20 protein-coding genes are annotated in these 25,899 nt (G+C 64.0%); 5 read left to right on the top strand and 15 right to left on the bottom strand.

Annotated elements, in window-relative coordinates; genetic code table 11:
• Window positions 1-3: 3 nt before the first annotated feature.
• The 8 genes from FG13_RS24065 to FG13_RS24030 all read right to left on the bottom strand — a co-directional run bounded on the left by FG13_RS24065 (window position 4) and on the right by FG13_RS24030 (window position 10,187).
• Complete coding sequence (locus tag FG13_RS24065) at window positions 4-2,127, bottom strand: TonB-dependent receptor family protein (RefSeq protein ID WP_035825056.1); 2,124 nt, start codon at window positions 2,125-2,127, stop codon at window positions 4-6.
• Between the two features lie 77 nt (window positions 2,128-2,204).
• Entirely contained in the window at window positions 2,205-2,615 is a 411-nt protein-coding gene (locus FG13_RS24060; protein WP_235211796.1) for a DUF2946 domain-containing protein, read from the bottom strand.
• Between the two features lie 47 nt (window positions 2,616-2,662).
• Window positions 2,663-3,259 (bottom strand): PqiC family protein, encoded by a 597-nt coding sequence (locus FG13_RS24055; protein WP_035825051.1) that lies wholly within the window; start codon window positions 3,257-3,259, stop codon window positions 2,663-2,665.
• Window positions 3,256-4,887, bottom strand: coding sequence for a PqiB family protein (locus FG13_RS24050; RefSeq protein WP_035825049.1), 1,632 nt, complete (start codon window positions 4,885-4,887; stop codon window positions 3,256-3,258). Before FG13_RS24050 ends, FG13_RS24055 begins: the two co-directional genes overlap by 4 nt.
• Complete coding sequence (locus FG13_RS24045) at window positions 4,880-6,172, bottom strand: paraquat-inducible protein A (protein ID WP_442905210.1); 1,293 nt, start codon at window positions 6,170-6,172, stop codon at window positions 4,880-4,882. The genes FG13_RS24050 and FG13_RS24045 overlap by 8 nt, the downstream gene beginning before the upstream one ends.
• 128 nt (window positions 6,173-6,300) lie before the next feature.
• The gene (locus FG13_RS24040) at window positions 6,301-7,662 is read right to left on the bottom strand and encodes an amidase (RefSeq protein WP_035825046.1); all 1,362 of its coding nucleotides are present in this window, start codon (window positions 7,660-7,662) and stop codon (window positions 6,301-6,303) included.
• A gap of 63 nt (window positions 7,663-7,725) precedes the next feature.
• On the bottom strand, window positions 7,726-8,958 hold the full coding sequence (locus FG13_RS24035) for a M20/M25/M40 family metallo-hydrolase (protein WP_035825043.1): 1,233 nt from the start codon (window positions 8,956-8,958) through the stop codon (window positions 7,726-7,728).
• Window positions 8,955-10,187 carry a urate hydroxylase PuuD gene (locus tag FG13_RS24030; RefSeq protein ID WP_035825041.1) on the bottom strand — a complete coding sequence of 411 codons (1,233 nt, stop codon included), beginning with the start codon at window positions 10,185-10,187 and terminating at the stop codon, window positions 8,955-8,957. Before FG13_RS24030 ends, FG13_RS24035 begins: the two co-directional genes overlap by 4 nt.
• 131 nt (window positions 10,188-10,318) lie before the next feature.
• Between FG13_RS24030 and FG13_RS24025 the strand changes: the two genes are divergently transcribed.
• Together FG13_RS24025 and FG13_RS24020 are read left to right on the top strand one after the other, a co-directional pair.
• Window positions 10,319-11,257: a LysR family transcriptional regulator gene (locus FG13_RS24025; protein WP_035825036.1), complete on the top strand. Its 939-nt coding sequence runs from the start codon at window positions 10,319-10,321 to the stop codon at window positions 11,255-11,257.
• A 73-nt stretch (window positions 11,258-11,330) separates the two neighbouring features.
• Complete coding sequence (locus tag FG13_RS24020; RefSeq protein ID WP_035825033.1) at window positions 11,331-13,085, top strand: allantoate amidohydrolase; 1,755 nt, start codon at window positions 11,331-11,333, stop codon at window positions 13,083-13,085.
• 2 nt (window positions 13,086-13,087) lie between these two features.
• Here the strand turns inward: FG13_RS24020 and FG13_RS24015 are convergent, their stop codons facing one another.
• From FG13_RS24015 to FG13_RS23985, 7 genes are all read right to left on the bottom strand, one after another.
• On the bottom strand, window positions 13,088-14,323 hold the full coding sequence (locus FG13_RS24015) for a Zn-dependent hydrolase (protein WP_035825030.1): 1,236 nt from the start codon (window positions 14,321-14,323) through the stop codon (window positions 13,088-13,090).
• 10 nt (window positions 14,324-14,333) lie between these two features.
• The gene (hydA, locus tag FG13_RS24010; protein ID WP_035825027.1) at window positions 14,334-15,725 is read right to left on the bottom strand and encodes a dihydropyrimidinase; all 1,392 of its coding nucleotides are present in this window, start codon (window positions 15,723-15,725) and stop codon (window positions 14,334-14,336) included.
• A 17-nt stretch (window positions 15,726-15,742) separates the two neighbouring features.
• Complete coding sequence (locus FG13_RS24005; protein ID WP_035825024.1) at window positions 15,743-17,227, bottom strand: NCS1 family nucleobase:cation symporter-1; 1,485 nt, start codon at window positions 17,225-17,227, stop codon at window positions 15,743-15,745.
• A 122-nt stretch (window positions 17,228-17,349) separates the two neighbouring features.
• Window positions 17,350-18,630, bottom strand: coding sequence for an NAD-dependent dihydropyrimidine dehydrogenase subunit PreA (gene preA, locus FG13_RS24000; RefSeq protein WP_035825022.1), 1,281 nt, complete (start codon window positions 18,628-18,630; stop codon window positions 17,350-17,352).
• Window positions 18,630-19,997: an NAD(P)-dependent oxidoreductase gene (locus FG13_RS23995; protein WP_035825020.1), complete on the bottom strand. Its 1,368-nt coding sequence runs from the start codon at window positions 19,995-19,997 to the stop codon at window positions 18,630-18,632. The genes preA and FG13_RS23995 overlap by 1 nt, the downstream gene beginning before the upstream one ends.
• A gap of 46 nt (window positions 19,998-20,043) precedes the next feature.
• On the bottom strand, window positions 20,044-21,546 hold the full coding sequence (locus FG13_RS23990; protein WP_035825017.1) for a CoA-acylating methylmalonate-semialdehyde dehydrogenase: 1,503 nt from the start codon (window positions 21,544-21,546) through the stop codon (window positions 20,044-20,046).
• Window positions 21,547-21,619: 73 nt separating this feature from the next.
• Window positions 21,620-22,936, bottom strand: coding sequence for an aspartate aminotransferase family protein (locus FG13_RS23985; protein WP_035825014.1), 1,317 nt, complete (start codon window positions 22,934-22,936; stop codon window positions 21,620-21,622).
• A 201-nt stretch (window positions 22,937-23,137) separates the two neighbouring features.
• Between FG13_RS23985 and FG13_RS23980 the strand changes: the two genes are divergently transcribed.
• From FG13_RS23980 to FG13_RS23970, 3 genes are all read left to right on the top strand, one after another.
• Window positions 23,138-24,595 carry an aminotransferase-like domain-containing protein gene (locus FG13_RS23980; protein ID WP_051959392.1) on the top strand — a complete coding sequence of 486 codons (1,458 nt, stop codon included), beginning with the start codon at window positions 23,138-23,140 and terminating at the stop codon, window positions 24,593-24,595.
• Window positions 24,596-24,605: 10 nt separating this feature from the next.
• On the top strand, window positions 24,606-25,283 hold the full coding sequence (locus FG13_RS23975) for a TetR/AcrR family transcriptional regulator (RefSeq protein ID WP_035825011.1): 678 nt from the start codon (window positions 24,606-24,608) through the stop codon (window positions 25,281-25,283).
• Window positions 25,284-25,374: 91 nt separating this feature from the next.
• Window positions 25,375-25,890, top strand: coding sequence for a hypothetical protein (locus FG13_RS23970; protein ID WP_081922693.1), 516 nt, complete (start codon window positions 25,375-25,377; stop codon window positions 25,888-25,890).
• The last annotated feature ends 9 nt before the right edge of the window (window positions 25,891-25,899 follow it).

Below are 25,899 nucleotides of genomic sequence, written 5' to 3'. Positions count from 1 at the left end.
TCCTCACAGTGCGTTGAAGGTATAGCCCAGGCCCAGCATCACGCTGCGCGGCGCGCCGGGCGTGTACTGGTTCTGCGTATTGGCCGCGTAGCTGCCCGTGCCCGCGTAACTGCTGCTGGCCGAATCGGCATAGCGTTTATCTGCCAGGTTGCGCACCTGCGCCCACGCTTCCAGCCCGCGCGCGAGCTGGTAGCTGGCGCGCACATTCAGCAGTGCATGGCCCTTGTATTCCACCGTGTTGGCGTTGTTCATCCAGTAGCGGCCCTGGTGCACGGCTTCAAGTGCGATACGCGCGCCGGCCACGGGCTTGTAGCCGATCTCGATCGACGTGATGTCGCGCGGCGCCTGCGGCATGGCGCGGCCGCTGTAATCGAGAGTGGCAGATACCTGGTAGCGCAGGTAGCGGTGGCGCGCGATGGCCGTGGCGAAGCGCGCGTCGAACGGGCCGCTGTCGTAGTTCAGCCCCAGCTCCAGGCCCTCGCTACGCGTGCGCCCCGCATTGCGGTTTTCGCTGTTGCCCGGCGAGACCGTATAGCTGACGATGGTGTCGCGCCCGTCGAGCCGGTACAGGGCCGTGTCGAGTTTCAGCCGTCCTTGCAGGAAAGCCCAGCGCAAGCCCAGCTCATAGTTGTTGTAGACGGACGGCTGCAGGTCGGCGATGCCCGTCTTGCCATACAGCTGGCTCACTTCGGGCGGCGTGAAACCCTGGCTGACGTTTGCATACGCGCTGCCCGCATGGCCGATGGCGTAGGTGGCGCCCAGCTTCGGACTCACATGCGAAAAGCTGCGCGACTCGTCGGGCGCGCCGTAATTGACGCTGCCGCCCGGCGCCAGATGATTATGGTAGTCGTAGCGGATGGCGTCCGAGCGGCCGCCCAGCACCACGCGCGTGCCAGGCAGCGGAGAGAACTCCCATTGCGCGAAGACGGCCGTGTTGAGGATGTCCGTCTGGTAGTCGCGCACGCCCTGCGGATTGCTGGCATTGGCCAGCGAATAGCGCAGGTAGCGGCCTGTGGCCGCATCGCGCACGATGGACAGGTTGTCGCTGACGAAGGGATTGTCGCTCTTGTCCACATAAACACCGGCGATCAGGCGCGAACGCAGCCACGCGAATTCCTGCTGGTGCTTCACGTCCAGCCCCAGCGAATCGACGTGGTTGTTGTTGATGACGCCCTTGCACAGCATGCCCGCGCAACTGCCTATGGAATACGCGGGAATCTGCCCATGGTCGTTCTTGCGCGTAAACACGGTGACGGTGCTCGTGCCATTGGCCGTCGTCGCACCCTCCCACGCCAGATTCATGCGCGTCGTCTTGTCCTTGCGGTAGGTGAACGTGTTCAGGCTCTTGCCGCGATTATTGCGGTAATCGTTTTCGAACAGGCTGCCCGTCATGGCCGCATCGAGATCCGTGTGGACGATGGTGGCGCGCAGCTGCGACGTGGGACTGAGCGCATAGTCGGCGCGCAGCGAGAACGAATCCTTGTCGCCATAGCTGTACTCTTGCCAGTTGTCGCGCGAACGGCGCGAACTGTAGTGGGAAAAGCGCAATCCCAGCGGGCCCCAGGTATCGCTGGCGGACGTATCGTAGCGGGTAAAGCCAGCCACGCTGTCGCGCCGCACGCCGACCTTGGCCGTCGGCGTGGCGCTGGCGCCGGCCGAGAGGAAATTGACGGCGCCACCGACGGCATTGCTGCCATACAGCGAGGAGGCGGCGCCCTTCACCACTTCCACCCCGCTGGCCCCCGCCATGTTCATCTCGTTGAGCGAGTTATGGTTGAAGACGCCCAGCGGACGGATGGGGATGCCGTCTTCCAGGTACTGGTAGACGGCATTCGTGCCGATGGGCTGGCGGATGCTCATGCTGTGCTGCTCGTTGCCCAGGTCATTCCAGTACACGCCGGCGATGCGGTTGAGGATATCGCCCATGGTCTTGGGCTTGTCGCGTTCCAGCGTTTTGGCGCTGACGACACCGATGGCCTGCGGCGTCTCGGACAGCCACGATTGCGCACGCGAGCCGGAAACGACGACGGTGTCGATCGCGTGGTCGGTTTGCTCAGGTTGCTGCGCCTGCGCACAAGGGTAAGCCACAGTGATGGCAGCAGCCAGCACCAATAATGTCTTGTTCATGTGATTCTCGTTTAAGTGTGCGGATGCGGCGCCTCACACCGCAAGGTGGACAGCGCCAGCATTGGAAAGGCAAAAACTTAAACGAGGGCGGGCGGCGCGCGCGACTGCGCGGTGGACCAGATGAACAGGGGGGATGGGGACTGGTAGTACAGGGACGGGAAAATGGCCGTGCCGCTGGCCACAGGCAGCGGCAGCACGGGGCTGGCGGGCGGCAAGCCGACGGAACCCGCATGCGTGGAACAGAAGGCGCAATGCTCCATCTGCATGGCCTTGCCGCCAGATTTTCCGTCGGCGGCGCCATCATCATCGGCCTGCACAAGCTGGACGAAACGGATGCCGGCCACCGAGCAGATTTCCGCCCAGCCGGAGCCGGATTCCTGCTTGGCGTTGGCGACGGCCTGGGAAATCGATGGCGCGAGCGCCGCCAGCAGGATCGCGAAACAGGCGATCCAGGCGGCGAAGCGGCGCGTGAACAAGGTCATTCCCATGGCCGCATTTTACCAGCGGCCGCCGGGACTGGGTAGCGCAATGCCGCTCAGGCGGCCGGGCAGGCGGCGTTGCCGTTGTCAAAAGCGCGCACGACACTTGCCGCATCGGCGGCGATGCGGTTCACGGCGCGGCGATGGCCAAGCACCAGTTCATCGTAGCCGGCGCCCACCTTTTCATTGGCGATCGTGCGGCACGTCACCACCTTGCTGGTGGCCAGCTGGCGCACGCTCCACACGGCGTCGATCAGCGCATACTGGCCCATCACCGACTCGAAACGCTGCACATTGGTGCTGATGCGGTACACGGGCAAGTTGTCCGGATGCGGCGTGCGGAACACATCGATGGCGCCCAGGTCGTTCGTCACGGCCGTCGACAGGGCCTGGCCGATTTCGCCGGCCAGCGGCCCGGCCCAGCGCTGCTGCTCCAGCAATTCGATGCGGCCCGACGGCGCCGTCACAACAAACTGGTTGCGGCTCACCTGCTGCGGCACGCTGACGGCCAGCACCTCGACATAGTATTTGACGGGCTTGGCCGGCTGCGCATCGGCGCCGCCGCTGAGCGTATAGAAATGCTCGGGCTGGGGCGTGGAGCAGGCGCCCAGCAGGCTGGCCGCCAGCAGCGCGGAAAAAATTGGTTTCATCATTTTTTTTCATCTCCTTTTTTACCGCGGATCAGGGACTCGGGATGACGTTCCAGGTAATCCGACAAGGCATTGAGCGATTGCAGGGTTTGCGTCAGCTGCTGCAAGGCCTGGCGCACGTCCGACTGCAGCGGCGAATCCTTCTGCAGCACCTGTTCGGCCGAACCGAAGGTCTGTTTCGCCGCCGTCAGGGTATCGCGCATTTCCGGCACCACCTGGCCATCGAGCTGCTTGAACAGGGTATTGGCCTGCTTGATGGTGGCATTCAGGTTGTTGCCGATCTCCGCATACGGCACCTGATCGAGCTTGCGGGCGATGCTGGCGATCTGCGTCTGCAGTTCATCGAGGGTATTGGGCACGGTAGGCACTTCCAGCGGATACCTGTTCGGATCGAGCGCCACCTTCGGCGCTTTCGGGAAGAAGTCGAGCGCGATGTACAGCTGGCTGGTGAGCAAGTTGCCCGTGCGTAGCTGCGCGCGCAAGCCGCGGCTGACCATGCGTTCGAGCAGCTGGTGCCCGGCCGAGCCTTCCTCATCGTCGACGGCGGCCTTGAAGCGCATGCCCAGACGGGCCGGGTACAGGTTGACGGTGACGGGCATGCGGAAGTTCTTCTTCACGGGATCGAACTCGATGCCCACCGAACGCACCTCGCCCAGCACGATGCCGCGGAAGTCCACCGTGGCGCCAGGCTGCAAGCCGCGCAGCGACTGGTCGAAATAGAATACGGTGGTGATCGCCTCGCCATCGGGTTCGCGCATGGCGCTGGCCTCGTCGGCCGCCAGGCGGAAATTGGTATTGGCCGGCGCCGGCTCTTCGGGCTTGCGGCCATTTTCCGCCTCGAAGGCGATGCCGCCCACCAGCATGGCGGCCAGCGATTGCGTATTCAGTTTGAAGCCGTTGGAATCCAAGCGCACGTCGACGCCGCTGGCATGCCACCAGCGCGCGTTCTTGCCGACGAACTGGTCGTACGGCGCATTCACGAAAACGGACATGGTGATGCCGTTGCCATCCTTGTCCAGCGCGAAGCTGACCACCTTGCCCACGCGCAGGCGGTGGAAGAACAGGGGCGAGCCCACATCGACGGAACCGAGACTGTCCGCGTGCAGGGTGTAGAGCTTGCCCTTCTGGTCACCGGCCACGGCTGGCGGATTTTCCATGCCGACGAAGTTGTCCTTTTTGGCTTCCGACTTGCCCGTATCGACGCCGATGTAGGCGCCCGACAGCAAGGTGCCCAGCCCCGTCACGCCGCTGGCGCCGATCTGCGGGCGCACCACCCAGAAGCGCGAATCGGCGGTGGCGAAGCGGCGCGCTTCCTTGCTCATGTCGATCGTCACGAGCACCTTGCTCAAGTCCTCGCCCAGGGTGATGGCGCGCACCTGGCCGATATCGACATCCTTGTATTTGACCTTGGTCTTGCCCGGCTCCAGGCCTTCGGCGCTCTTGAAACTAACCGTCACCGTGGGTCCCTGGTCGAGGATGGATTTGGCGGCCAGGCCGGCGCCGATCAGCGCGGCCAGCAGCGGAATGAGCCACACCAGTGACGGCAGCCAGCGGCTGGCCGGATCCACGTCGGGTTCGGGCAGAGGCCGTGCGCCGGTTTCGGCAAGGTCGCCCGTTTCTTTGTCAGCCATGCTGTTCTCCAATCACTGTATTGTTTCCGGTATTTGCCACCACCACGGGTTCTTCCTCGCCAGGCACCTGCCCGTCGACGGGATCCCAGATCAGGCGCGGGTCGAACTGCATCGCCGCCAGCATGGTCAGCACCACCACGGCGCCAAAGGCCAGCGCGCCGGGTCCAGCCGTGATCACGGCCAGCGACTTGAAGCGCACCAGCGCCACCGTCAGGGTGACAACAAAGATGTCGAGCATGGACCAGCGGCCGATGAATTCAACCATGCGGTACAAAATGGTGCGCTGGCGCGGCCGCCAGCGCGAACGCCGCTGCGCCGTGAACGCCAGCAGCGCCAGCACGCCCAGCTTCAGCATCGGCACGACCACGCTGGCGATGAAAATGATGATGGCCAGGCCCTTCGAGCCGCTGGTCCAGAACAGCACCACGCCGCTCATGATGGTGTCGTCCTGCGCGCCGAACAGCGATTGCGTCACCATCACGGGCAGCAGGTTGGCGGGAATGTAGAGGATCATGGCGGCGATCAGCAAGGCCCAGGTGCGGTTGATGCTGTCCGGTTTGCGCACGTGCAGGGCCGTGCCGCAGCGCACGCACGCCAGGTGTTTGCCCTTGCCCAGCGGCGGCGCCACCAGGCCGCACGCATGGCAGGGCAAGACCTTCTCGCCCGGTGCGAAGGCCCTGTAGCGGATGCCGGGCAGCGCCTGGCGGGTCAGGTCGTCGCCCAGGTTCCACAGGGCCTTGGGGTCGAACGAGACGACGATGGCCAGCATCAGGGTCAGCGCGCCAAACGCGAACAGCCCCGGTTGCGGCAGCACCGTGGCCAGGCTGGTCATCTTGACGACGGTGATCAGGATGCCGATCATCAGCACCTCCGTCATGCCCCATTCGCGCGCCGTCTGCACGGCGCGCAGCACGCGGTTAAAGCCTGGCACCTTGACGCCGCCGCGCAAGCCCAGCGCCACATACAGCAGGGAACCGAGTTCGATGGCGGGAAAGAGTATGGTAAACAGGAAGACCATCGTCGCCACGATGTGCATCTGCTCGGACCACAGCACGCGGATGGAACCGAGCAGGGTGGCGCTGGAGGTCAGGCCATTGACGTCGAGTTCGACGATGGGGAAAAACTGGGCGATCAAGAAGACGAAGGCGGCGCCCAGGGTCAGCGCCACCACCTTGCTCAATTCGGCCGATGCGCCGCGCGCGTGGGCGCCGCGATACAACACCGAGCGGCAACGGATGCAGCGCGCCTTTTCGCGTGGACGCAGCGGACGTTTGCGGTACAACACGCCGCAGTCATGACAGCTAATCAGGTCGTATCGGTGCACAGTGTGAAGTTTGCCGGCGCCTGAAGCGCGACTTTCCCATGTTAATGCCAGCCATCATGACAGAGTTGGCATTTTCCTGCACTACGGTATTACTCTTTTCCACTCCCGCGCAACAGCGCCTCCACGGCGCGGCCGATTTGCAGCACCTGATCGTCGGCGCCGGCCAGACCGCAAATGCCCAGCCCCACGGGCAGCTCACCCTCCGCATGGCAAGGCAAGGACAGCGCGCAGCCGTCGAGGAAGTTGATCACGCTGGCGTTGCGCAGCACCAGACCGTTCGTGGCAAAGAAGGTGGCATCATCCGCTTCCAGCGGCGCGACTTCCGGCGCGAGTACGGCTACGCTGGGCATCAGCCAGGCGTCGAATGGCGCCAGACGCTGCTTCGCGATGGCGATCAGGCGCGCGCGCGCATCGAGCAGGTCGATGTAGTCGGCTGCGCCTTGCTGCTGGCCGCGGCGGATGCGCGCCGCCACGCGCTGGTCGTATTGCGCGCCCTTCTCTTCCAGCCGCGCCCTGTGCCAGTGCCAGGCTTCCGCCGCCACCAGGCCGCCACCGCCATTGATCGTCGGCAGCTCCAGCAATTCCGGGAAATCGAACTGCTCGACCAGGGCACCGGCCGCGCGCAGCTTGTCCAGCGCACGGTCGAATGCCTGCTGCACCTGCGGCTCGACATGGGTGCCCACGTAGTCCAGGGTAAAGCCGAAACGCAGTCCTTTCAACGCTGGCGCGCCATCGGCAAGCTTGCGGCCCGACAGCGCCGCGTAAAGCACCGCGCAGCAGTCGACGCTGTGGGCGATGGGGCCTGCCGAATCGAGGGAGCGCGACAGGGGCACTGTGCCAGCCAGCGGCACGGAAGCGGCCGTCGGCTTGAAACCGGTCAGGCCGCAAAAGGCGGACGGGATGCGGATCGACCCGCCCGTGTCCGTGCCCAGCGCGCCGGCCGCCATCGCCAAAGCCACCGTCACGGCGCCGCCCGAGGTGGAGCCGCCCGCCACGCGCGCGCCGTCCAGCGGATTGCGCGGCGTGCCGTAATGGGGATTCAAGCCCAGGCCGGAAAACGCGAATTCGCTCATGTTGGTGCGGCCCAGCAGGATCGCGCCGGCCGCGCGCAGGCGCGCCACGGCAAGCGCATCGGCCACGGCGGGCGGCGCGTCGGCCAGCGCCAGCGAGGCGGCGCTGCTGGTTTGCCCCTTGACGTCGAACAGGTCCTTGATCGAGATGGGCACGCCTGCCAGCGGCGAGGCAACGATGCCGGCGGCGCGCGCCGCATCGCTGGCCCGCGCCTCCATCAGCGCCTGTTCGCCATCGAGGCTGACATAGGCATGGCCGCCCTGCGCCCGGTGCGCCTCGGCGCGCGCCAGCATCTGCTGTGTCAGCGCCACGCTGGTGATGCGGCCGGCGGCCAGGTCGGCCGCCAGCTCCCTTATCGTCCTCTTGCCAGTCAACTCCATGCTGCCTCCGCGATTGTCCAAGCATGCATCTTACCGGATGCATGCGGCATAGTCGCCGCCCTGTCAAGCGCCCAGGAAGTCGAGCAAGGTCAGGGCGACGATCTTGCTGGCCTTGCGCAAATCGTCGAGCGCCAGGCGCTCGTCGGCCTTCTTCGCATTCGATTCGGGCACCGTGCGCGGGCCGGCGCCATACAGCACGGCGGGGATGCCCCGCTCGCCATACAGGCGCGCATCGGCATACAGCGGCGTGCCGACGGCGGGAATCGTCTCGCCCAGAATAGCTTGCGCGTTTTTCTGCAAGCTGCCAACCAGCTGCTCGGAACCAGGCAAGGGGCGCAGCGCATGCGACAGCAGCAGGCGGCGGATCTCGATGCGGATGCCAGGTTCGCCGCGCACGGCATTCTCGATCAGCGCGCGCACCTGCGCCTCCACCGCCACCGGGTCTTCTTCCGGGATCATGCGGCGGTCCATCTTCATGACGACCTTGCCCGGCACCACATTGGTATTCGTGCCGCCGTCAATACGGCCCACGAGCATGGTGGGCGAGTCGATGCCGGCCACTTTGGACTTGATCTTTTTCAGCTCCGGCAACTGGCCATAGATGGCGTTGAGGATCTTGTTGGCCGCCTGCAGCGCATCGTGCCCCGTCTCCGGCATGGAGCCGTGGCCCGACTTGCCATGCACGGTAATTTCCAGCTGCAGGCAGGCGTTGTGCGCCGTGACGATGCCGTAGCTGAAACCGGCGGCGATGACGAAATCGGGCTTCGTCAGTTGCTGTTCCAGCAGCCAGCCCGGCCCCAGCAAGCCGCCGAATTCCTCGTCGTACGTAAAATGCAGTTCCAGCTGGCCTTTGAGCGGAATGCCCAGGGCTTCGAGCGCGCGCGCGGCAAACACATAAGTGGCGAAATCACCTTTCGAGACGGCCGTCGCGCGGCCATATATATAGCCGCCGTCGATCTGCCCGCCATATGGCGGATACGTCCAGTTGTCGCCGGGCGGCACGACGTCGCCATGCGCATTCAGGGCCACGATCGGCCCGCCCGCGGCATATGGCCGGCGCACGATCAAATTGGTGATGCTCTGCATGCCGTACGCTTCTACCTGGTCGGCAGGGACCGCGTGTTTTTCGGCGTGCCAGCCATACGCCTGCAGCAATTGGGCCACCAGCTCCGCATGGGGCGCGTTGTTGCCGGGCGGCGTATCCGTCGGCTGCTGCACCACCTGCTGTAAAAAGGCGACTTCCTCGTCGAAGTGGTCGTCGATCCAGGCCGTGATTTTTTCTGCGTGCGTCGTCATTTTGCTCCTTGCATGGTCTGTTGCAGCCAGGCGCCCAATTCGCTGCGCTCGGCCTCCGTCATATTCGTCAGGTTCCCGATCGGCATGGCCTTCAATTCGATGGCCTGCTTGTAGATTTGCGCCGCGTGCTGGCGGATTTGGGTTTCATTATCGAGCATCATGCCGGACGGCGCCGTGGCGAAACCGGCTTGCGTGGGCTGGGCCGAATGGCAGGTGGCGCAGCGCTGGGCGATGATGGCATGCACGCTATTGAACTGCGCGACAGGGTCCACCGCCGGCGCGGCCGACACGGCCACGGGTGCTTTCGGCGCGATGGCGATAGCCACGGCCAGCAGCAAGGCCACGCCGATGGCCGGATAGCGCCACTCGACACGTCCCTTGTGGCGCAGGTTGAAGAAGTGGCGAATGAAGACGCCGGCCGCCATGATCAGGGCCAGCACCAGCCATGCGTGGTCGTTACGGTAAGTCATCGCGTAGTGGTTGCTGATCATGATGAACAGCACCGGCAACGTGAAATAATTGTTATGCACGCTGCGCTGCTTGGCCTTCAGGCCGTGCTTGGGGTCGGGCAGCTTGCCGGCCGCCATGGCCTCGACCATCTTACGCTGGCCGGGAATGATCAGCATCAGCACATTGGCCACCATGATGGTGCCGATCATGGCGCCCACGTGGATATAGGCGGCGCGCCCGCTGAGCAAATGCGTGAGCACGTAGGCGGCGCCGACGATCAGCGCGAACACCATCACGCCGAACCACAGTTCATATTGCGCCAGCTTCGAGCGGCACAGCAGGTCGTACACGGTCCAGCCGATGACGAGGGTGGCGATGCCGATGCCGACGGCCTGGCCGCTGGAGATGTCCGCCACGGCCTTGTCGATCATCATGGCCTGGGCATTGAAGTAATACGCGATGGTCAGCAGCGCGAAACCGGACAGCCACGTGGAATACGCTTCCCACTTGAACCAGTGCAGCTCCTTCGGCAGTTCAGCGGGCGCCACCAGATATTTTTGCGGGTTGTAGAAGCCGCCGCCATGCACAGCCCACAGTTCTCCCGACACGCCCTTCTTCGCCAGCTCGGAACCGGGCGCGGGCGGGCGGATCGAGTTATCGAGCCAGACGAAATAAAAGGAAGCACCGATCCAGGCGATGCCCGTGATGACGTGCAGCCAGCGGACGATCAGGTTCAGCCACTCAAGGCCGTACGGGATCAGGTAGGCAAATACTTCCATAAATTTCCTCTAGTCAGACCGAACCAATATTCGTGCCAATCTACACAAGATAAACGGATTTACCGCCCATCACATGAAATATATCGTATATTTGACATATTCAAATCGATATACAACAGAGGCGCCGCCACATGTCAAGCCTGCCGCAACACCTCGACCTGCACCTGATCCGCATTCTCTACCTGCTGCTGGTGGAAAAGAATGTCTCGCGCGTGGCATTGAAGCTCAATCAGCCGCAGCCCTCGATTTCCGCCTCCCTGCGCAAGCTTAGAGAACTGACGGGCGACCCGCTGCTCGTGCGCGGCGCGCGCGGCATGGTGCCGACCCAGCATGGCGAAAGCCTGCTCAATCCGGCCAAGCGCATCCTCGACCAGACGGAAAGCCTGTTCGTCAAGAAGACGCCGTTCGTGGCGCAGGACGAGGCGCGCACCTTTCATATCGCCGCGCCCGACTACCTGGACAGCCAGTTCCTGCCCAACGTGGTGGCGCTGCTGCGCCGCGGCTCGCCGAAAAGCCGCGTCGTGCTGCACAGCCTGGGGCCGGGCATCGACCATATCCGCCAGCTCTCCGATGGTGGCCTGGACCTGGTGATCGCCAACTGGGACGAGCCGCCCGCGCACCTGCACATCTCGAAGCTGTTCGAAGACCCCATCATCTGCGCCATGCATGCGGAAAACGCCTATGCGCGCCGCACGGCCAGCGACGCCATGACCCTGGACGATTATCTGAGCCTGCCCCACGTGGCGCCGTCGCAGATGATGCCCGGCTACCACGGCGTGATCGATTCCTTCCTCGAACGGCAAAACCTGCAGCGCAACGTGGTGGTGGAATCCGCGTATTTCGGCCTGATCCCCTACATGCTGACGCAGACGGACCTGGTGCTGACCACGGGCCGGCAATTCATGCGTTTCTATGAAAAGACCCTGCCGCTGAAAACGTATACCGTGCCCTTGAAATTTCCGCCCATGCGCTTTTACCAGCTGTGGCACCAGCGCGTGCACCAGGCGCCCGAGCACAAATGGCTGCGCGACCAGGTCAGCGCGGCCGCCAAGGCGCTGGTGCAGCGATAGCCGCTATCAGCACGCGCATATAATGGACGCAGGAACGGGGCGCTATCATCACCGCTTGCATGATCGGAAAACCATGACCACCCTTTCAGACCTGAACGCCGGCAGCCCGGCAGACTTTATCGCACGGCTGCATGGCATCTATGAACATTCGCCCTGGATCGCCCAGCGCGCGGCCGCCGCCCGGCCGTTTGCCAGCCTGACGGCGCTCAAGACGGAGCTGCAGCGCGTGCTGGCGCACGCCTCGCCCGAAGAGCAACTGGGGCTGATACGCGCCCACCCGGAACTGGCCGGCAAGGCAGCCATCGCGGGCCAGCTGACGGCGGAATCGACGCGCGAACAGGCCAAGTCCGGCCTGAACCTGTGCAGCGCCGACGAATTTGCCACCCTGCAGCGCCTCAACAGTGAATACAACGCCAAATTCGGCTTTCCCTTCATCCTGGCCGTCAAGGGCCCGACGGGCGAAGGCTTGACGCGCCAGGACATCATCGCCACATTTGCCCGGCGCCTGAAGAACCGGCGCGCCGATGAACTGGCCGAATCGCTGCGGCAGATCAAGCGCATCGCCGAGCTGCGCCTGAACGACCTGTTCGACGTGCGCCTGGACTTCGGTCCGGCCATCATGCAGCACGCGGAAACCTTGGCCGGCTGGAGCGACAGCGATTACAACCTGACCTGCGCCTACCTGACGCCGGCGCACCAGAGAACGGCCGCGCAGCTGGCCGACTGGATGCGGGACGCCGGCATGCAGGTGCACATCGACGCCGTCGGCAATGTGGTCGGCCGCTATCTGTCCGATATCCCCGGCGCGAAGACCCTGATGACGGGATCCCATTACGACACGGTGCGCAACGGCGGCAAGTACGACGGCCGGCTGGGCATCGTGCTGCCGATCGCCGTCGTGCGCCACCTGCACGAACGGGGCGAAAAGCTGCCTTTCCACTTCGAGGTCGTCGGCTTCGCCGAGGAAGAGGGCGTGCGCTTCAAGAGCACGTTCCTGGGCAGCACGGCCATCACGGGCAAGTTCGACGTGTCGCTGCTGGAACAGCGTGACGCGGATGGCGTGAGCATGCGCGACGCGCTGGCCGCCGCCGGCCACGAGGCGAGCGCCATCGGCGCCATCGCGCGCGATCCGGCGGATTTGCTCGGCTATGTGGAAGTGCACATCGAGCAGGGTCCCGTGCTGCTGGAACGCGACCTGCCGCTGGGGATCGTCACGGCGATTGCCGGCAGCTCGCGCTACCTGGTCAATCTTGGCGGCGTGGCCAGCCACGCGGGCACCACGCCCATGACCATGCGCAAGGACGCCGCCAGCGCGGCCGCCGAAATCATCCTGCTGGTGGAACAGCGCTGCAACCAGGGCGAGGCGCTGGTGGGCACCGTGGGCCAGCTGCACGTGCCGAATGGTTCCGTCAACGTGATCGCCGGCGCCTGCACCCTGTCGCTCGATATCCGCGCAGCCGTTGATGCCGTGCGCCAGGCGGCCGTCGACGATATCCTTGATGGCATCGCCGCTATCTGCGCACGGCGCCAGATCGACTATCATCTGGAGCTGCTGCTGTCGGCGCGTGCGGCGCCGTGCGCGCCGTGGCTGATGGCGCAGCTGGCGCAAGCCGTGGAATCGGTCGGCATCGCACCGTATGCGCTGTTGTCGGGCGCCGGCCACGACGCCATGGCCATGGCCGCCATCACCGATGTGGCCATGCTGTTTACCCGCTGCGGCAATGGCGGCATCAGCCACAACCCGCTGGAAACCATGACGGCGGACGACGCCGACATCGCGGGGCGCGCGCTGCTGGCGTTCTTGCGCAGCTTCCAGCCGAAGCCGTAAGGCTACACCGCCACGGCCCGCTCCAGCATCGCGTGCAGCAGCACGTTGCAGCCCGCTTCCAGGTGCTCGGGCTTGGCGTCTTCGATTTCATTGTGGCTGATGCCGTCCTTGCACGGCACGAAGATCATGCCGGCCGGCGCCAGCCTGGCCGCGTAGATGGCGTCGTGTCCGGCGCCGGAGACCACGTCCATCACCGAGTAGCCGAGCTTTGCCGTGGCGTTGCGCACGGCGCCCACGCAGTCGGGGTGGAACGGGCATGGCGGGTAGTAGGACACCCTTTCCAGTGAAATGCCCAAGCCTGACTTCTCGCGCGTGGCATCGATAAAGGCCGTGATCTCGCCATGCATGGTGTTGAGCAGTTCGTCGTTCACATTGCGCAGGTCGATGCTGAATGTGACTTCGCCGGGAATCACGTTGCGGCTGTTCGGGAAGACTTGCACCATGCCCACCGTGCCGCGCCCATACGGCGGGTAGCGGTTGGCAATGGCGACGACTTCCTGCATGATGGTCGTGGCCACTTGCAGCGCATCCTTGCGCAAGCCCATGGGCGTGGGTCCCGCATGCGCTTCCATGCCCGTCACCACGCAGTCATACCACGACAGGCCCATCACGGCAGGCACCACGCCAATCACCTTGTCCGCGTCTTCCAGCACGGGGCCCTGCTCGATATGCGTTTCAAAGTAGGCGCCTATCGGATGGTCGCCCGGCACCTGCTCGCCCTTGTATCCGATGCGCGCCAGCTCCTCGCCCACCGTTTTGCCTTCCGTGTCCTTGGCAGCATACGCGGTCTCCAGCGAGAAGGCGCCGCAGAACACGCCGGACCCCATCATCACGGGCACGAAGCGCGAGCCTTCCTCGTTGGTCCAGAAGGCCACCTCAATGGGCGCCCGCGTCTTGATGTGTAAATCGTTCAGGGTGCGCACCACTTCCAGGCCGGCCAGCACACCGTAATTGCCATCGAACTTGCCGCCCGTGGGCTGCGTGTCGATATGGCTACCCGTCATCACGGGTGGCAGCGTATTGTCGGTGCCGTCGCGGCGCATGAAGACATTACCGATCTGGTCGATCGTGATGCTCATGCCCGCTTCGCGGCCCCAGCCCACCACCAGGTCGCGGCCCTGTTTATCGAGGTCCGTCAGGGCCAGGCGTTTCACGCCGCCCTTCGCTGTCGCGCCGATCTGCGCCAGTTCCATCAGGGCCGCCCACAGGCGCTCGCCATTGATACGCAATGCATCCATCATCAACTCCTTAAGCTGTCGTGGCGGAAAAAGCGGGCCGTTCGACATAGCGCCCTGCCCCTTCGACGGCCATCAGCTCGCCCTTGTGGAACACCACCTTGCCAGCGGCAATCGTGGTGCTGGGGATGCCGCGCACGGTGCGCCCTTCGAAGACGTTGAAGCCTCCCTTGGCGAACTGCGTAGCGGCGGAAATGGTGCGCGTGCCCTGCGGATCCCATAGCACGATGTCGGCATCGCTGCCCGCGGCGATGACGCCCTTGCGCGGATACATATTGAAGATTTGCGCCGCATTGGTGGAACTCACCTTGACGAATTCGGAAGGCGTCAGCATGCCGGAATTGACGCCAGCGTCCCACACCACGGCCATGCGTTCCTCAACGCCGCCGCAACCGTTCGGGATGCGCGTGAAGTCGTCCTTGCCGGCCGCTTTCTGCTCGGCGCAAAAGGTACAGTGGTCGGTGGCTGTCGTGTGCAGGTTGCCGCTTTGCAGGCCGTGCCACAAAGCTGCCTGATGGTGCTTGCCGCGAAACGGAGGGCTCATGACGTGGCCCGCCACGTAGTCGAAATCGTCGCTCTGGTAGACGCTGTCGTCGATCACCAGGTGGCCCGCCAGCGCTTCGCCATACACGCGCTGGCCGTTGGCGCGCGCCCGCGTGATGGCGTCAAGCGATTCGGCGCACGAGACGTGCACAATGTAGACAGGCGTATTGAGCACGTTGGCAATGGCGATGGCGCGGTTGGCCGCCTCCGCTTCCACGGCCGGTGGGCGCGACAGCGGGTGCGCCTGCGGCCCGGTGATCCCCTTCTTGAGCAAGGCTTGCTGCAATTGAAAAACCAGCTCGCCATTTTCCGCATGCACGGTGGGCAGCGCGCCCAGCTCCAGCGAGCGGGTAAAGCTTTTCACCAGCGTCTCATCGTCGGCCATGATGGCGTTTTTATAGGCCATGAAGTGCTTGAAGCTGTTCACGCCATGCTCGCGCACGAGGGTGCCCATGTCTTCATGTACCTGCTCGCTCCACCAGGTGATCGCCACGTGGAAGGTGTAGTCGCCAGCCGCCTTGGCCGACCACTCGCGCCACTGGTGATACGCCTCGATCAGCGACTGCTTGGGCGCGGGAATGACGAAGTCCATGATGGTGGTGGTGCCGCCCGCCAGACCCGCCGCCGTGCCCGTGAAAAAATCGTCCGACGTCACGGTGCCCATGAAAGGCAAATTCATGTGCGTGTGCGTGTCGATCCCGCCCGGCATCACGTACAGGCCGCCCGCGTCGATCACGGTAGCCCCTGCCGGTACGGCCAGGTGCTCGCCGACGGCGGCGATGATGGCGCCCTCGATCAGCACATCGGCGCGAAAGGCGCGGTCGGCGTTGACGACGGTACCGCCACGTATCAGTGTAGTCATCTTGTCTCCTTCAGTGATTACGACTGCGGCGCCTGCTGCACGTGCGCCACGGCCTTGCCCTTCATCATGACGCCGTACACGACGGCGGCGATGGCCACGCCCACGAACCAGGCGTAGGTGTAGATGGTTTTGAATCCTTCGGCTACGCCGGGAAACGCCGCGGGAAAGGCCGCATTCAAAAAGCCCGGGATGTTCGGCAGCACGGCGATGACAAAGGCGATCAGCGCCGCCATGTTCCAGCCATTGCCATACGAGTAGACGCCGTCGTCGCGGTACAGCTGCTTGACGTCCAGCTGCGTCTTGCGCACAAAATAATAGTCGACGATGAGGATGCCGGCGATGGGTCCCAGCAGGGCCGAGTAGCCGATCAGCCAGGTGAAGATGTAGCCCTGCGTCGACTCAAGCACCTTCCACGGCATCATGACGATGGCGATGAAAGCCGTGATGTAGCCGCCCATCTTGTACGAAATCTGCTTCGGCGCCAGCGAGGAAAAGTCATACGCGGGGCCAACCAGGTTGGCGGCCAGATTGACGCTGACCGTGTCGATCAGGAGGATGATCAGGGCGATCAGCACGGCGGCGCCCGTCATGCGGCTGGCCAGATCGACGGGATCCCAGATGGCCTTGCCGTACATGACGACGGAGCCTGCCGTGACGATCACGGCCAGCATGGCCAGGAGGCCCATCGGCACCGGCAAGCCGATGGACTGGCCGATCACCTGGTCGCGCTGCGTCTTGGCGAAGCGCGTGAAGTCGGGGATATTCAATGCCAGGGTGGCCCAGAAACCCACCATGGCCGTCAGCGATGGCCAGAAGACGCTCCAGAACTGGCCCGCCTTTTTACCGCCAGGGATGAATTGCGATGGCTGATCCAGCAGGCTGGCCACGCCGCCGGCCTTGCTGTGCACCCAGTACAGCAGCACGAAGCAGATCAGGATTTTCAGCGGCGCCGTGTAGGTTTCGAGCTTGCGGATCGACTCCATGCCATGCAGGATGTAATAAAACTGGATGGCCCAGAAAGCCAAAAAGCACAGCAACTGGCTGCCGTTGATGCCCAGGCCCGCGATCTTCTCGCCGCCCAGTTCATGGCCCACCAGCACGCCCATCAGGGTATAGATCATCTGCCCGCCGAACCAGGTCTGGATGCCGTACCAGCCGCAGGCGACGATGGCGCGCATCAGGGCGGGCAAGCGCGCGCCCATGGTGCCGAACGAGGCGCGCGCCAGCACGGCATACGGGATGCCGTACTTGGTGCCCGCATGGCCGATCAGCAGCATGGGCAGGAGCACGATGGCGTTGGCGAGAAATACCGTGAGCACGGCCTGGTAACCGGACATGCCGCTGTCGATCAGGCTGGCCGACAGGGTGTAGGCGGGAATGCACATCACCATGCCGACCCACAGCGCGGCAAAGTGATACCAGCGCCAGGTGCGCTGCGCCGCCGTGGTGGGCGCCAGGTCTTCATTCCAGAGTTGCGTGTTGCCTGAATAGTCGTGGTTCACAGGTATGCTCCATCGGTTGGGAGGGGATCGGTTTTATAGAAACGGCGCGACCTTTAAGTCAATCTAGCTTACCGCAAAGGCCGGCCGCTGTTTACAAATAAAACGCACGCAATAACCGTGCCCTATGCCGACTCCGCCAATGCCCGAGGGTTGCGCGGATCCTGCGTCCAGTTCATGTACGGCTTGCCTGTCGTCTGCGGCACCATCGTGATGCAACCCTGCACCGGACAGGTGATTTCGCACAGATTGCAGCCCACGCATTCGTCCTTGATCACTTCATAGGTGCGCGTGCCGGCCGCGTCGATCAGCTGCGCAATCGACTGGTGCGAGGTGTCTTCGCAGGCCACATAGCACTTGCCGCATTTGATGCAGTCGTCCTGGTTGATCTGCGCGATGACCTGGTAATTCATGTCCAGGTATTTCCAGTCCGTCGTGTTGGCCACGGCCTTGCCGGAAAAATCGCTGATGCGTGCATAGCCCTTCTCGTCCATCCAGCGCGACAGGCCATCCTTCATCTCGTCGACGATGCGAAAGCCATGCAGCATGGCGGCCGTGCACACCTGCACGCAGCCGGCGCCCAGGGCGAGAAATTCGGCCGCGTCGCGCCAGTTGCCGATGCCGCCGATGCCGGAAATGGGCAAACCGCGCGTCTGAGGATCGCGGGCGATTTCGGCCACCATGTTCAGGGCGATCGGTTTGACGGCAGACCCGCAATAGCCGCCGTGCGTGCTGGCGCCGCCGACGATGGGCAAGGCCACCATGCGGTCCAGGTCCAGCGAGGTGATCGAGTTGATGGTGTTGATCAGCGAGACGGCGTCCGCGCCGCCCGCCTTGGCCGCGCGCGCCGGCATGCGCACGTCCGTGATGTTGGGCGTGAGCTTGACGATGACGGGCAAGCGGCTATGCTTCTTGCACCAGGCGGTGACCATCTGCACGTACTCGGGCACCTGGCCCACGGCCGCTCCCATGCCCCGCTCCGGCATGCCGTGCGGGCAGCCGAAATTGAGTTCGATGCCATCCGCTCCCGTCGCCTCGACCTTGGGCAGGATGTCGGCCCAGTAGTGCTCTTCGCACGGCAGCATCAGGGAGACGATCATGGCGCGGTCGGGCCAGTCCTTTTTCACCTGCGTGATTTCGCGCAGATTGATCTCCAGTGAGCGGTCGGTGATCAGTTCAATGTTGTTGAAGCCCACCACTTCGCGGTTCTTGCCATACAGGGCGGAATAGCGCGACGAGACGTTGACGGCGGCCGGGTCTTCCCCCAGGGTTTTCCACACGACGCCGCCCCACCCCGCCTCGAACGCGCGCACCACGTTGTAGGCCTTGTCGGTCGGCGGTGCGGACGCCAGCCAGAAGGGATTCGGCGCCTTGATGCCGCAAAATTCGATGCTGAGATCAGCCATTATGCAGCCTCCACTTTATTGATCAAATCGGAATGGATGGCCAGTGCGGCCAGCTTGCCATGCTGGACGGCTTGCACCGTCAAGTCCTGCCCCGGCGCCACGCAATCGCCGCCCGCATAGATCCCCGGCAGCACCGTGCGAAAGCCCCCATCGACGGCGATCTTGTCGCCTTCGCGTTTCAGCAGCGAGGCCATCGGATCATGCAGCACCTCGGTGTCGAGGCTCTGGCCGATGGCCTTGAAAATGGCGTCGGCCGCCACGTCGAATGTTTCGCCCGTGCCCGCCAGACGCGTGCCCTGCATCCGCGTTTTCTCGAAACGCATGCCGGCCACCTTGCCAGCCGCGCCGAGCAGCACTTGCTGCGGCTGGGCCCACGTCAGCATGCGCACCTGGTTGGCCTTGGCGATTTCCTGTTCATGGTGGGTGGCCGTCATGGCGTCGAAACCGCGCCGGTAGACGAGGGTGACTTCCTCGGCGCCCAGGCGCTGTATCTGCACGGCCATGTCGATGGCCGTATTGCCGGCGCCAATCACGATCGCCCGTTTCGGCACGGGCAGCGCGGCCAGGTCGTCGGCCTGGCGCAGCGCGCTAATGTAATCGACGGCGGCCAGGAGTCCCGGCGCCTCCTCGCCCGTCAAGCCCAGCTTGCGGCTGGCGCCCAGGCCCAGGCCGAGGAACACGGCGTCGTACTGCGCGTGCAGGTCGCGCAGCTGCAGGTTCTCGCCCAGCACCTGACGACATCGGATCTCGATGCCGCCGATGTCCAGCAGGAAGTCGATTTCCTTTTGCGCAAAGTCGTCCGTCAGCTTGTATTTGGCGATGCCGTATTCATTCAGGCCGCCCGCCTTGCCTTCCTTTTCAAAGATCACCACGTCGTGGCCCAGCATGGCCAGCCGGTGCGCGCACGACAGGCCGGCGGGACCCGCGCCGACGATGGCAATCGTCTTGCCCGTGCTTGCAGCCCGCTGGAACGGATGGCGGGTGAAGTGCATGTGGTCGACGGCATAGCGCTGCAAGAGACCAATCTTGACGGGCTGGCCTTCGGCGTCGTGGTTGCGCACGCAGACGTCTTCGCAGAGGATTTCCGTCGGGCAGACCCTGGCGCAGCTGCCGCCCAGGATATTCTGCTTCAGGATGCCGGCGGCGGCGCCGTTGATGTTCTTGTCGTGGATGTTGCGGATGAAGCTGGCCACGTCGATTTCCGACGGACAGATGCGGCTGCACGGCGCGTCGTAGCAATACAGGCAGCGGGCGCTTTCGATGGCGGCCTGGCGCGCCGTGAGCGGTGGCGCCAGATCCGTGAAGTGGCCCGCCAGTTCCTCGTTGGGCAGGGTGGGATGCGGCAAATAGTTCAAAGACTCGATCATCGCGTATTCCTCTTGTTATGTGCGGCCGGCTTGTGATTTGAAACCTTTACTTCATCTGGGGAAAAGCAAATTCCACACCAGCGCTTGCCGTGTTCGGCCAGCGCTGCATCACGGCCTTGTGGCGCGTGTAGAAACGCACGCCTTCGGGGCCATAGGCGTGGTGATCGCCGAACATGCTGCGCTTCCAGCCACCGAAACTGTTGAAGGCCATCGGCACGGGCAAGGGGATGTTGACGCCCACCATGCCGACCTGAATCTGGCGCACGAATTCGCGCGCCACACCGCCGTCACGCGTGTAGATGGCCACGCCGTTGCCATACTCGTTGGCGTTGATCAGCTCCACCGCGTGCACCACGTCAGGACACCGGAGCACGCACAGCACGGGGCCGAAAATCTCTTCCTTGTAGATGCTCATGTCGCGCGTGACGTGGTCGAACAAGGTGCCGCCGACAAAGAAGCCGTTCTCGCGGCCCGGCACCACGTGGTTGCGGCCATCGACGACCAACGTCGCGCCCTGCTCCACACCAGAGGCGATGAGTTTTTCGATACGCTGCTTGGCGGCCAAGGACACGACCGGTCCCATTTCCGCACCATCTTCCATGCCGTCGCGCACTTTCAGTGCGGCCGTGCGCGTTGCCAGTGCATCGATCAATTTGTCGCCCGCGTCGCCCACGGCCACCACGACGGAGATGGCCATGCAGCGCTCGCCCGCCGATCCGTAGGCTGCGCCGATCAGCGCATCGACCGTCATGTCCATGTCCGCGTCGGGCATCACCACCATGTGGTTTTTCGCGCCACCCAAGGCTTGCACGCGCTTGCCGCTGGCGCTGCCGCGCGCATAGATATATTCGGCGATTGGCGTGGAGCCGACAAAGCTGATCGCCTGCACGACGGGGTGGTCGAGCAAGGCGTCGACCGTCACTTTATCGCCCTGCACCACGTTGAAGACGCCGTCGGGCAAGCCCGCTTCTTTGAGCAGTTTGGCGTGCAGCAGGGACGCCGACGGATCGCGCTCGGACGGTTTCAAGACGAAGGTATTGCCGCAAGCGATAGCGACGGGGAACATCCACATCGGCACCATCACGGGGAAGTTGAATGGCGTGATGCCGGCCACCACACCGAGCGCCTGGCGCATGGACCAGGCGTCGATGCCGCGCGAAATCTGGTCCGTGAATTCGCCCTTTAACAACTGCGGAATGCCGACGGCAAACTCCACCATCTCGATGCCGCGCGCCACTTCGCCCTGCGCATCGGCAAAGGTCTTGCCATGCTCGCGCGTGAGCATGGCGGCAAATTCGTCCGTGTGCTGCTGGCACAGCTGCAGGTAGCGGAACAGTACCCTGGCACGCGTCAGGGGAGGCGTGGCCGACCAGGAAGGAAAGGCGGTGGCGGCCGCCTGCACGGCCGCGTCGACGTCTTCCACGGTGCCCAGCGCCACCCGGGCGACGGGTTCGCCGAGGGCCGGGTTGTAGACGTCGCCGTAGCGGCCACTGTGGGTGTCGACTTTGGCGCCGTTGATGTAGTGGGTAATCGTGTCGAGATCAGTCATTGGTATTCCTCTTTATAAACCCAAAAAATGCTGGGGTCAGACCCAACGGGTCTGACCCCGGGTTGACGCCGTCTCAATCGAGATTTTTGAGTACCTTGGCCAGCTTGCCAAACAGCTCGTCGACATGCTGTTTTTCCAGCACCAGCGGCGGCGACAGGGCGATGATGTCGCCCGTCGTGCGTATCAGCACGCCGTCGGCGAAGGCTTGCTTGAAGGAGTTGAAGGCGCGCGTGCCCGGTTTGCCGGCGATGGGATCGAGCTCAATGCCGGCGATCAGGCCGATGCTGCGCAAGTCAATCACGTGCGGCAGGCCCTTCAGCGAATGCACGGCGTCGCTCCAATATGCCTGCATCGCTTTGGCGTGACCGAGGATGTCCTGTTCCTCGAACACTTGCAGGGTCGCCAGCGAGGCGGCGCAGGCCAACGGGTGGCCGGAATACGTGTAGCCGTGGAACAGTTCAATGCCGGGCGGCGCATCCATGAAAGCGTCATGGATATACTTTTTGCTGAACACGGCGCCCATTGGCACCATGCCGTTGGTCAGGCCCTTGGCCGTCGTCATCAGATCCGGCTCGACGTCGAAATAGTCGGCGGCGAACGGCGTCGTCATGCGGCCGAAACCCGTGATGACTTCATCGAAGATCAAGAGGATGCCGTGCTTGGTGCACAGTTCGCGCAAGCGTTTCAGATAGCCTTTCGGCGGAATCAGTACGCCAGTGGAACCGGCCACCGGTTCGACGATGACGGCGGCAATCGTCGAGGCGTCATGCAGGGCGACGATGCGTTCCAGTTCATCGGCCAGGTGGGTGCCGTATTCGGGCTCGCCCACCGTGTAGGCGTTCTTGTCCAGGTTGTGTGTGTGCGGCAGGTGGTCCACGCCGGGCAGCAAGGGGCCGAAGGTCTTGCGGTTGCCGCCGATGCCGCCAACGGAAATGCCGCCGAAGCCCACGCCGTGGTAACCGCGTTCGCGGCCGATCAGGCGCGTGCGTGCGCCCTCGCCGCGCGCCCGGTGGTAGGCCAGCGCGATCTTCAAGGCCGTGTCGACGGCTTCGGAACCGGAGTTGGTGTAGAAGACGTGGCCAAATTTATGCCCCGTGTAGTCCATCAGTTTTTCCGCCAGCTCGAAGGCGGCCGGATGGCCCATCTGGAAGGTGGGCGCGAAGTCCAGCTGGCCCACCATCTCGCGGATGGCGCCGACGATTTTCGGCTGCGCATGGCCGCACGGCACGCACCACAGGCCCGCCGTGCCGTCGAGGATGGCGTTGCCATCGACGTCCTTGTAGTACATGCCTTCGGCCGACACGAGCAGGCGCGGGTTGGCCTTGAAATCACGGTTATTCGTAAACGGCATCCAGAATGCCGACATCGATTCCGGCCTTGTTTCGTTCATGACCTTCTCCTTGGGATGGGGGCTGGCGCGGGGCCAGGATCGTTTTTGACGAAGCGTAAAATAATTTACCAGTTGGCAAAAAGCTGATGTAATAATAGACAGGCCATCCCCAATGGCACAGATACACAAACGGCAAAGTACCCCAACCGTACAGGTCGAAAAACCACTACAGTTTTGTGCAAGGCAGCATAAGGAGCCACCGTGAAGCACAGCGACAGCACAGACGATGCCCCCGAGCAAGCAAGCGGCTGGCCCGTGCTGGACATCGACCGCCAGAAGAAGGGCGGCCTCGTCGAGCAGATCGTCATCGCCATCAGCGTCATGGTGGGCAGCCGCACCCTGCGCATCGGCACGCGCATGCCGTCCGTGCGCCAGTTCGCCCGCTGCAATGGCGTGTCGACGTTCACCGTCGTCGAATCGTATGACCGCCTGGTCAACCTCGGTTTGCTGTCGTCGCGCCGTGGTTCCGGCTACTTCGTCGCGCGCCACGATATCGCCGCCTCGCCGCAGGCCGCCGTCCACGCGAGTCCCACCGCCATCGATGCCCTCACGCCGGATCTATATTCGGGCGTGTCCGACGCCCTGCCCGTGGGCGCGGGCTGGCTGCCGCCCGAGATGTATGGCGAGGCGACCGTGCTCGATGCCGTGCGTCAGGCCATGCGCATTCCCGCCAGCCGGCTGCGCGGCTATGGCCATCCTCTCGGCTTTCCCTCGCTGCGCCAGCACCTGGCCACCAGCCTGTCGGAAGAGCTGTTCCAAGTGGAGCCGGACCAGGTCTTGCTGACGCACGGCGCCACGCACGCTTTCGATCTGATCCTGCGCAGCCTGACCAAGCCGGGCGACACGGTGCTGGTGGAAGACCCCGGCTACAGCAATCTGCAATCGCTGATCCGCCACCACGGCTGCATCCCCGTGGGCATTGCGCGCGGCGAGACGGGCCTCGATCTCGATGCGCTGGCCGTTGAAGCCGCGCGCACGCAGCCCAAGCTCATGTTCGTCAACACGGTGCTGCAAAATCCGCTGGGAACATCGCTGAGTCAGGCGCAGACGCACCGCCTGCTGGCACTGGCCGAGCAATTCGATTTCTGGCTGGTGGAAGACGATATCTACCGCGAACTGGCGGCGCGCGGCGAAGCGTCACTGGCGGCCATGGATGGCTTGCGCCGCGTGATCCGCGTGGGCAGTTTTTCCAAGACCCTGTCGCCCGTGCTGCGCGTGGGCTCGATTTGCGCCTCGCCGTCGCTGGTGGCCGAACTGGTGCGCGTGAAAATGCTGGCTGGGCTGACCACGTCAGAAATCAACGAGCGCGCCGTCTACCACGCCGTGTCCGCGCGGCCCTACAAGCGCATGGTGGAACGGCTGGTGGCGCAGCTCGATGCGGCCCGCGAGCGCAGCATCGACTGCCTGGCGCAGGCGGGCATGGCGCCCGTGGCGCGTCCCCGTGGCGGCATGTTCGTCAGCGCTGGCTGGCCCACTATTCAGACACCGGAATGGAATGGCAAGGTCATCGCCGACATGGCCTTGAAGGCGGGCATCCTGCTGTCGCCGAACGAATTTTTCATGCTGCGCGCACCCGAGACGGTGTGGTTCCGCTTCAACGTGGCCTACACCGATACCCCCGTGCTGCAGGCATTCCTGCAATCGATACGCCCACGCTAAAGAACCCGCCATGGCCAGCGACAAATCCCCTGCCCCTCTCGTGAAAAATGCCGGCGGCCGGCGCCTGCAAAACCGCGATCGCCTGGAAGCGGACATCCTGGCACAAGCCGTGCGCGTATTTGCGGAAAGCGGCTATGAAGGCGCGTCGATCGCCACCATCGCCGAGCGGGCCGGCCTGTCGAAGCAAAACCTGATGTATTACTTCCCGTCCAAGCAGCTGCTGTACCAGCGCGTGCTCGACGACGTGCTCGACGACTGGCTGGCACGCATGGACATGCTGGCCAATGAACACGACGAGCCGCGCGACGTGCTGCGCGCGTACATCGGCGCCAAGCTGCGTTTTTCGCGCGAACAGCCGTGGGCTTCGCGCGTGTATGCGCTGGAGGTGATCAATGGCGCGCCCCTGTACGGCGCGCAGATACGAGAAAGAGTCGTGCCCCTGCTGCGCAAGGATATCGCCGTCTTCGAAGCGTGGATCGCCGCCGGCAGGATCGCGCCCGTCAACGCCACGCACCTGATGTTCGCCATCTGGGCCATGACGCAATCGTATGCGGATTTTTCAGCGCAGATGACCCTGGTGCTGGAGCGCAAGCAGCTCACGCGCAAGGATTACGAGGACGCGGAAATCCTGCTCACGCACATGGTGCAGGCGGCCATCGCCCTGCCTGGCGCTGCGCCGGGCACGTGATGAAATTTCCAATGAACAATCTGGCAGTGATAGCATGACGCGCTGGAGCGCTTGCATTGGCGGCGCCATATCGACAGGACAAGGAACAGGCATGAAACAATGGTCATCGGCGCGCACCGCGTCATTGCTGGGCAAAGCTGCCTGCGCGGCGCTGCTGGCAGTGGCGGGCGCGGCACAGGCGCAGACAGTCGGCATGATAGAAAATCAGCCGCTGAGCGAAACCTGGCTCAACGCGGGCTTTTATTCGTATCACTTTCAGCGCGACAAGAACCTGAACGACAGCAACCCGGGCCTGGGCGCCGAATACCGCTTTTCCACGGTCGCCTCGGTCACGGCTGGCCGCTTCTACAATAGCGACCGCGCCTACTCGAACTACCTGGGCGTGTACTACCAGCCGATCAAGGTGGGCCCGCTGCGCGTCGGCGCCGTCGTTGGCGGCTTCAGCGGCTATCCGAAGATGCGCGATGGCGGCTGGTTCCCGGCCCTGGTGCCCACCATCAGCTATGAATATCAGCGCGTGGGCGTGAATATCGCCATCGTGCCGTCCTACAAGGACCGCCTGTATGGCGCCCTCAGTTTCCAGCTGAAACTCAAGGTGTTTGAATAACCGCTTGTC

The sequence above is a fragment of the Janthinobacterium sp. RA13 genome (genome assembly GCF_000745325.1).
GTDB classification, from domain to species: Bacteria; Pseudomonadota; Gammaproteobacteria; order Burkholderiales; family Burkholderiaceae_D; genus Janthinobacterium; species Janthinobacterium rivuli.
The sequence above is the reverse complement of the archived record's forward strand: the minus strand, read 5'-3'. Positions and strand labels throughout refer to the sequence as shown.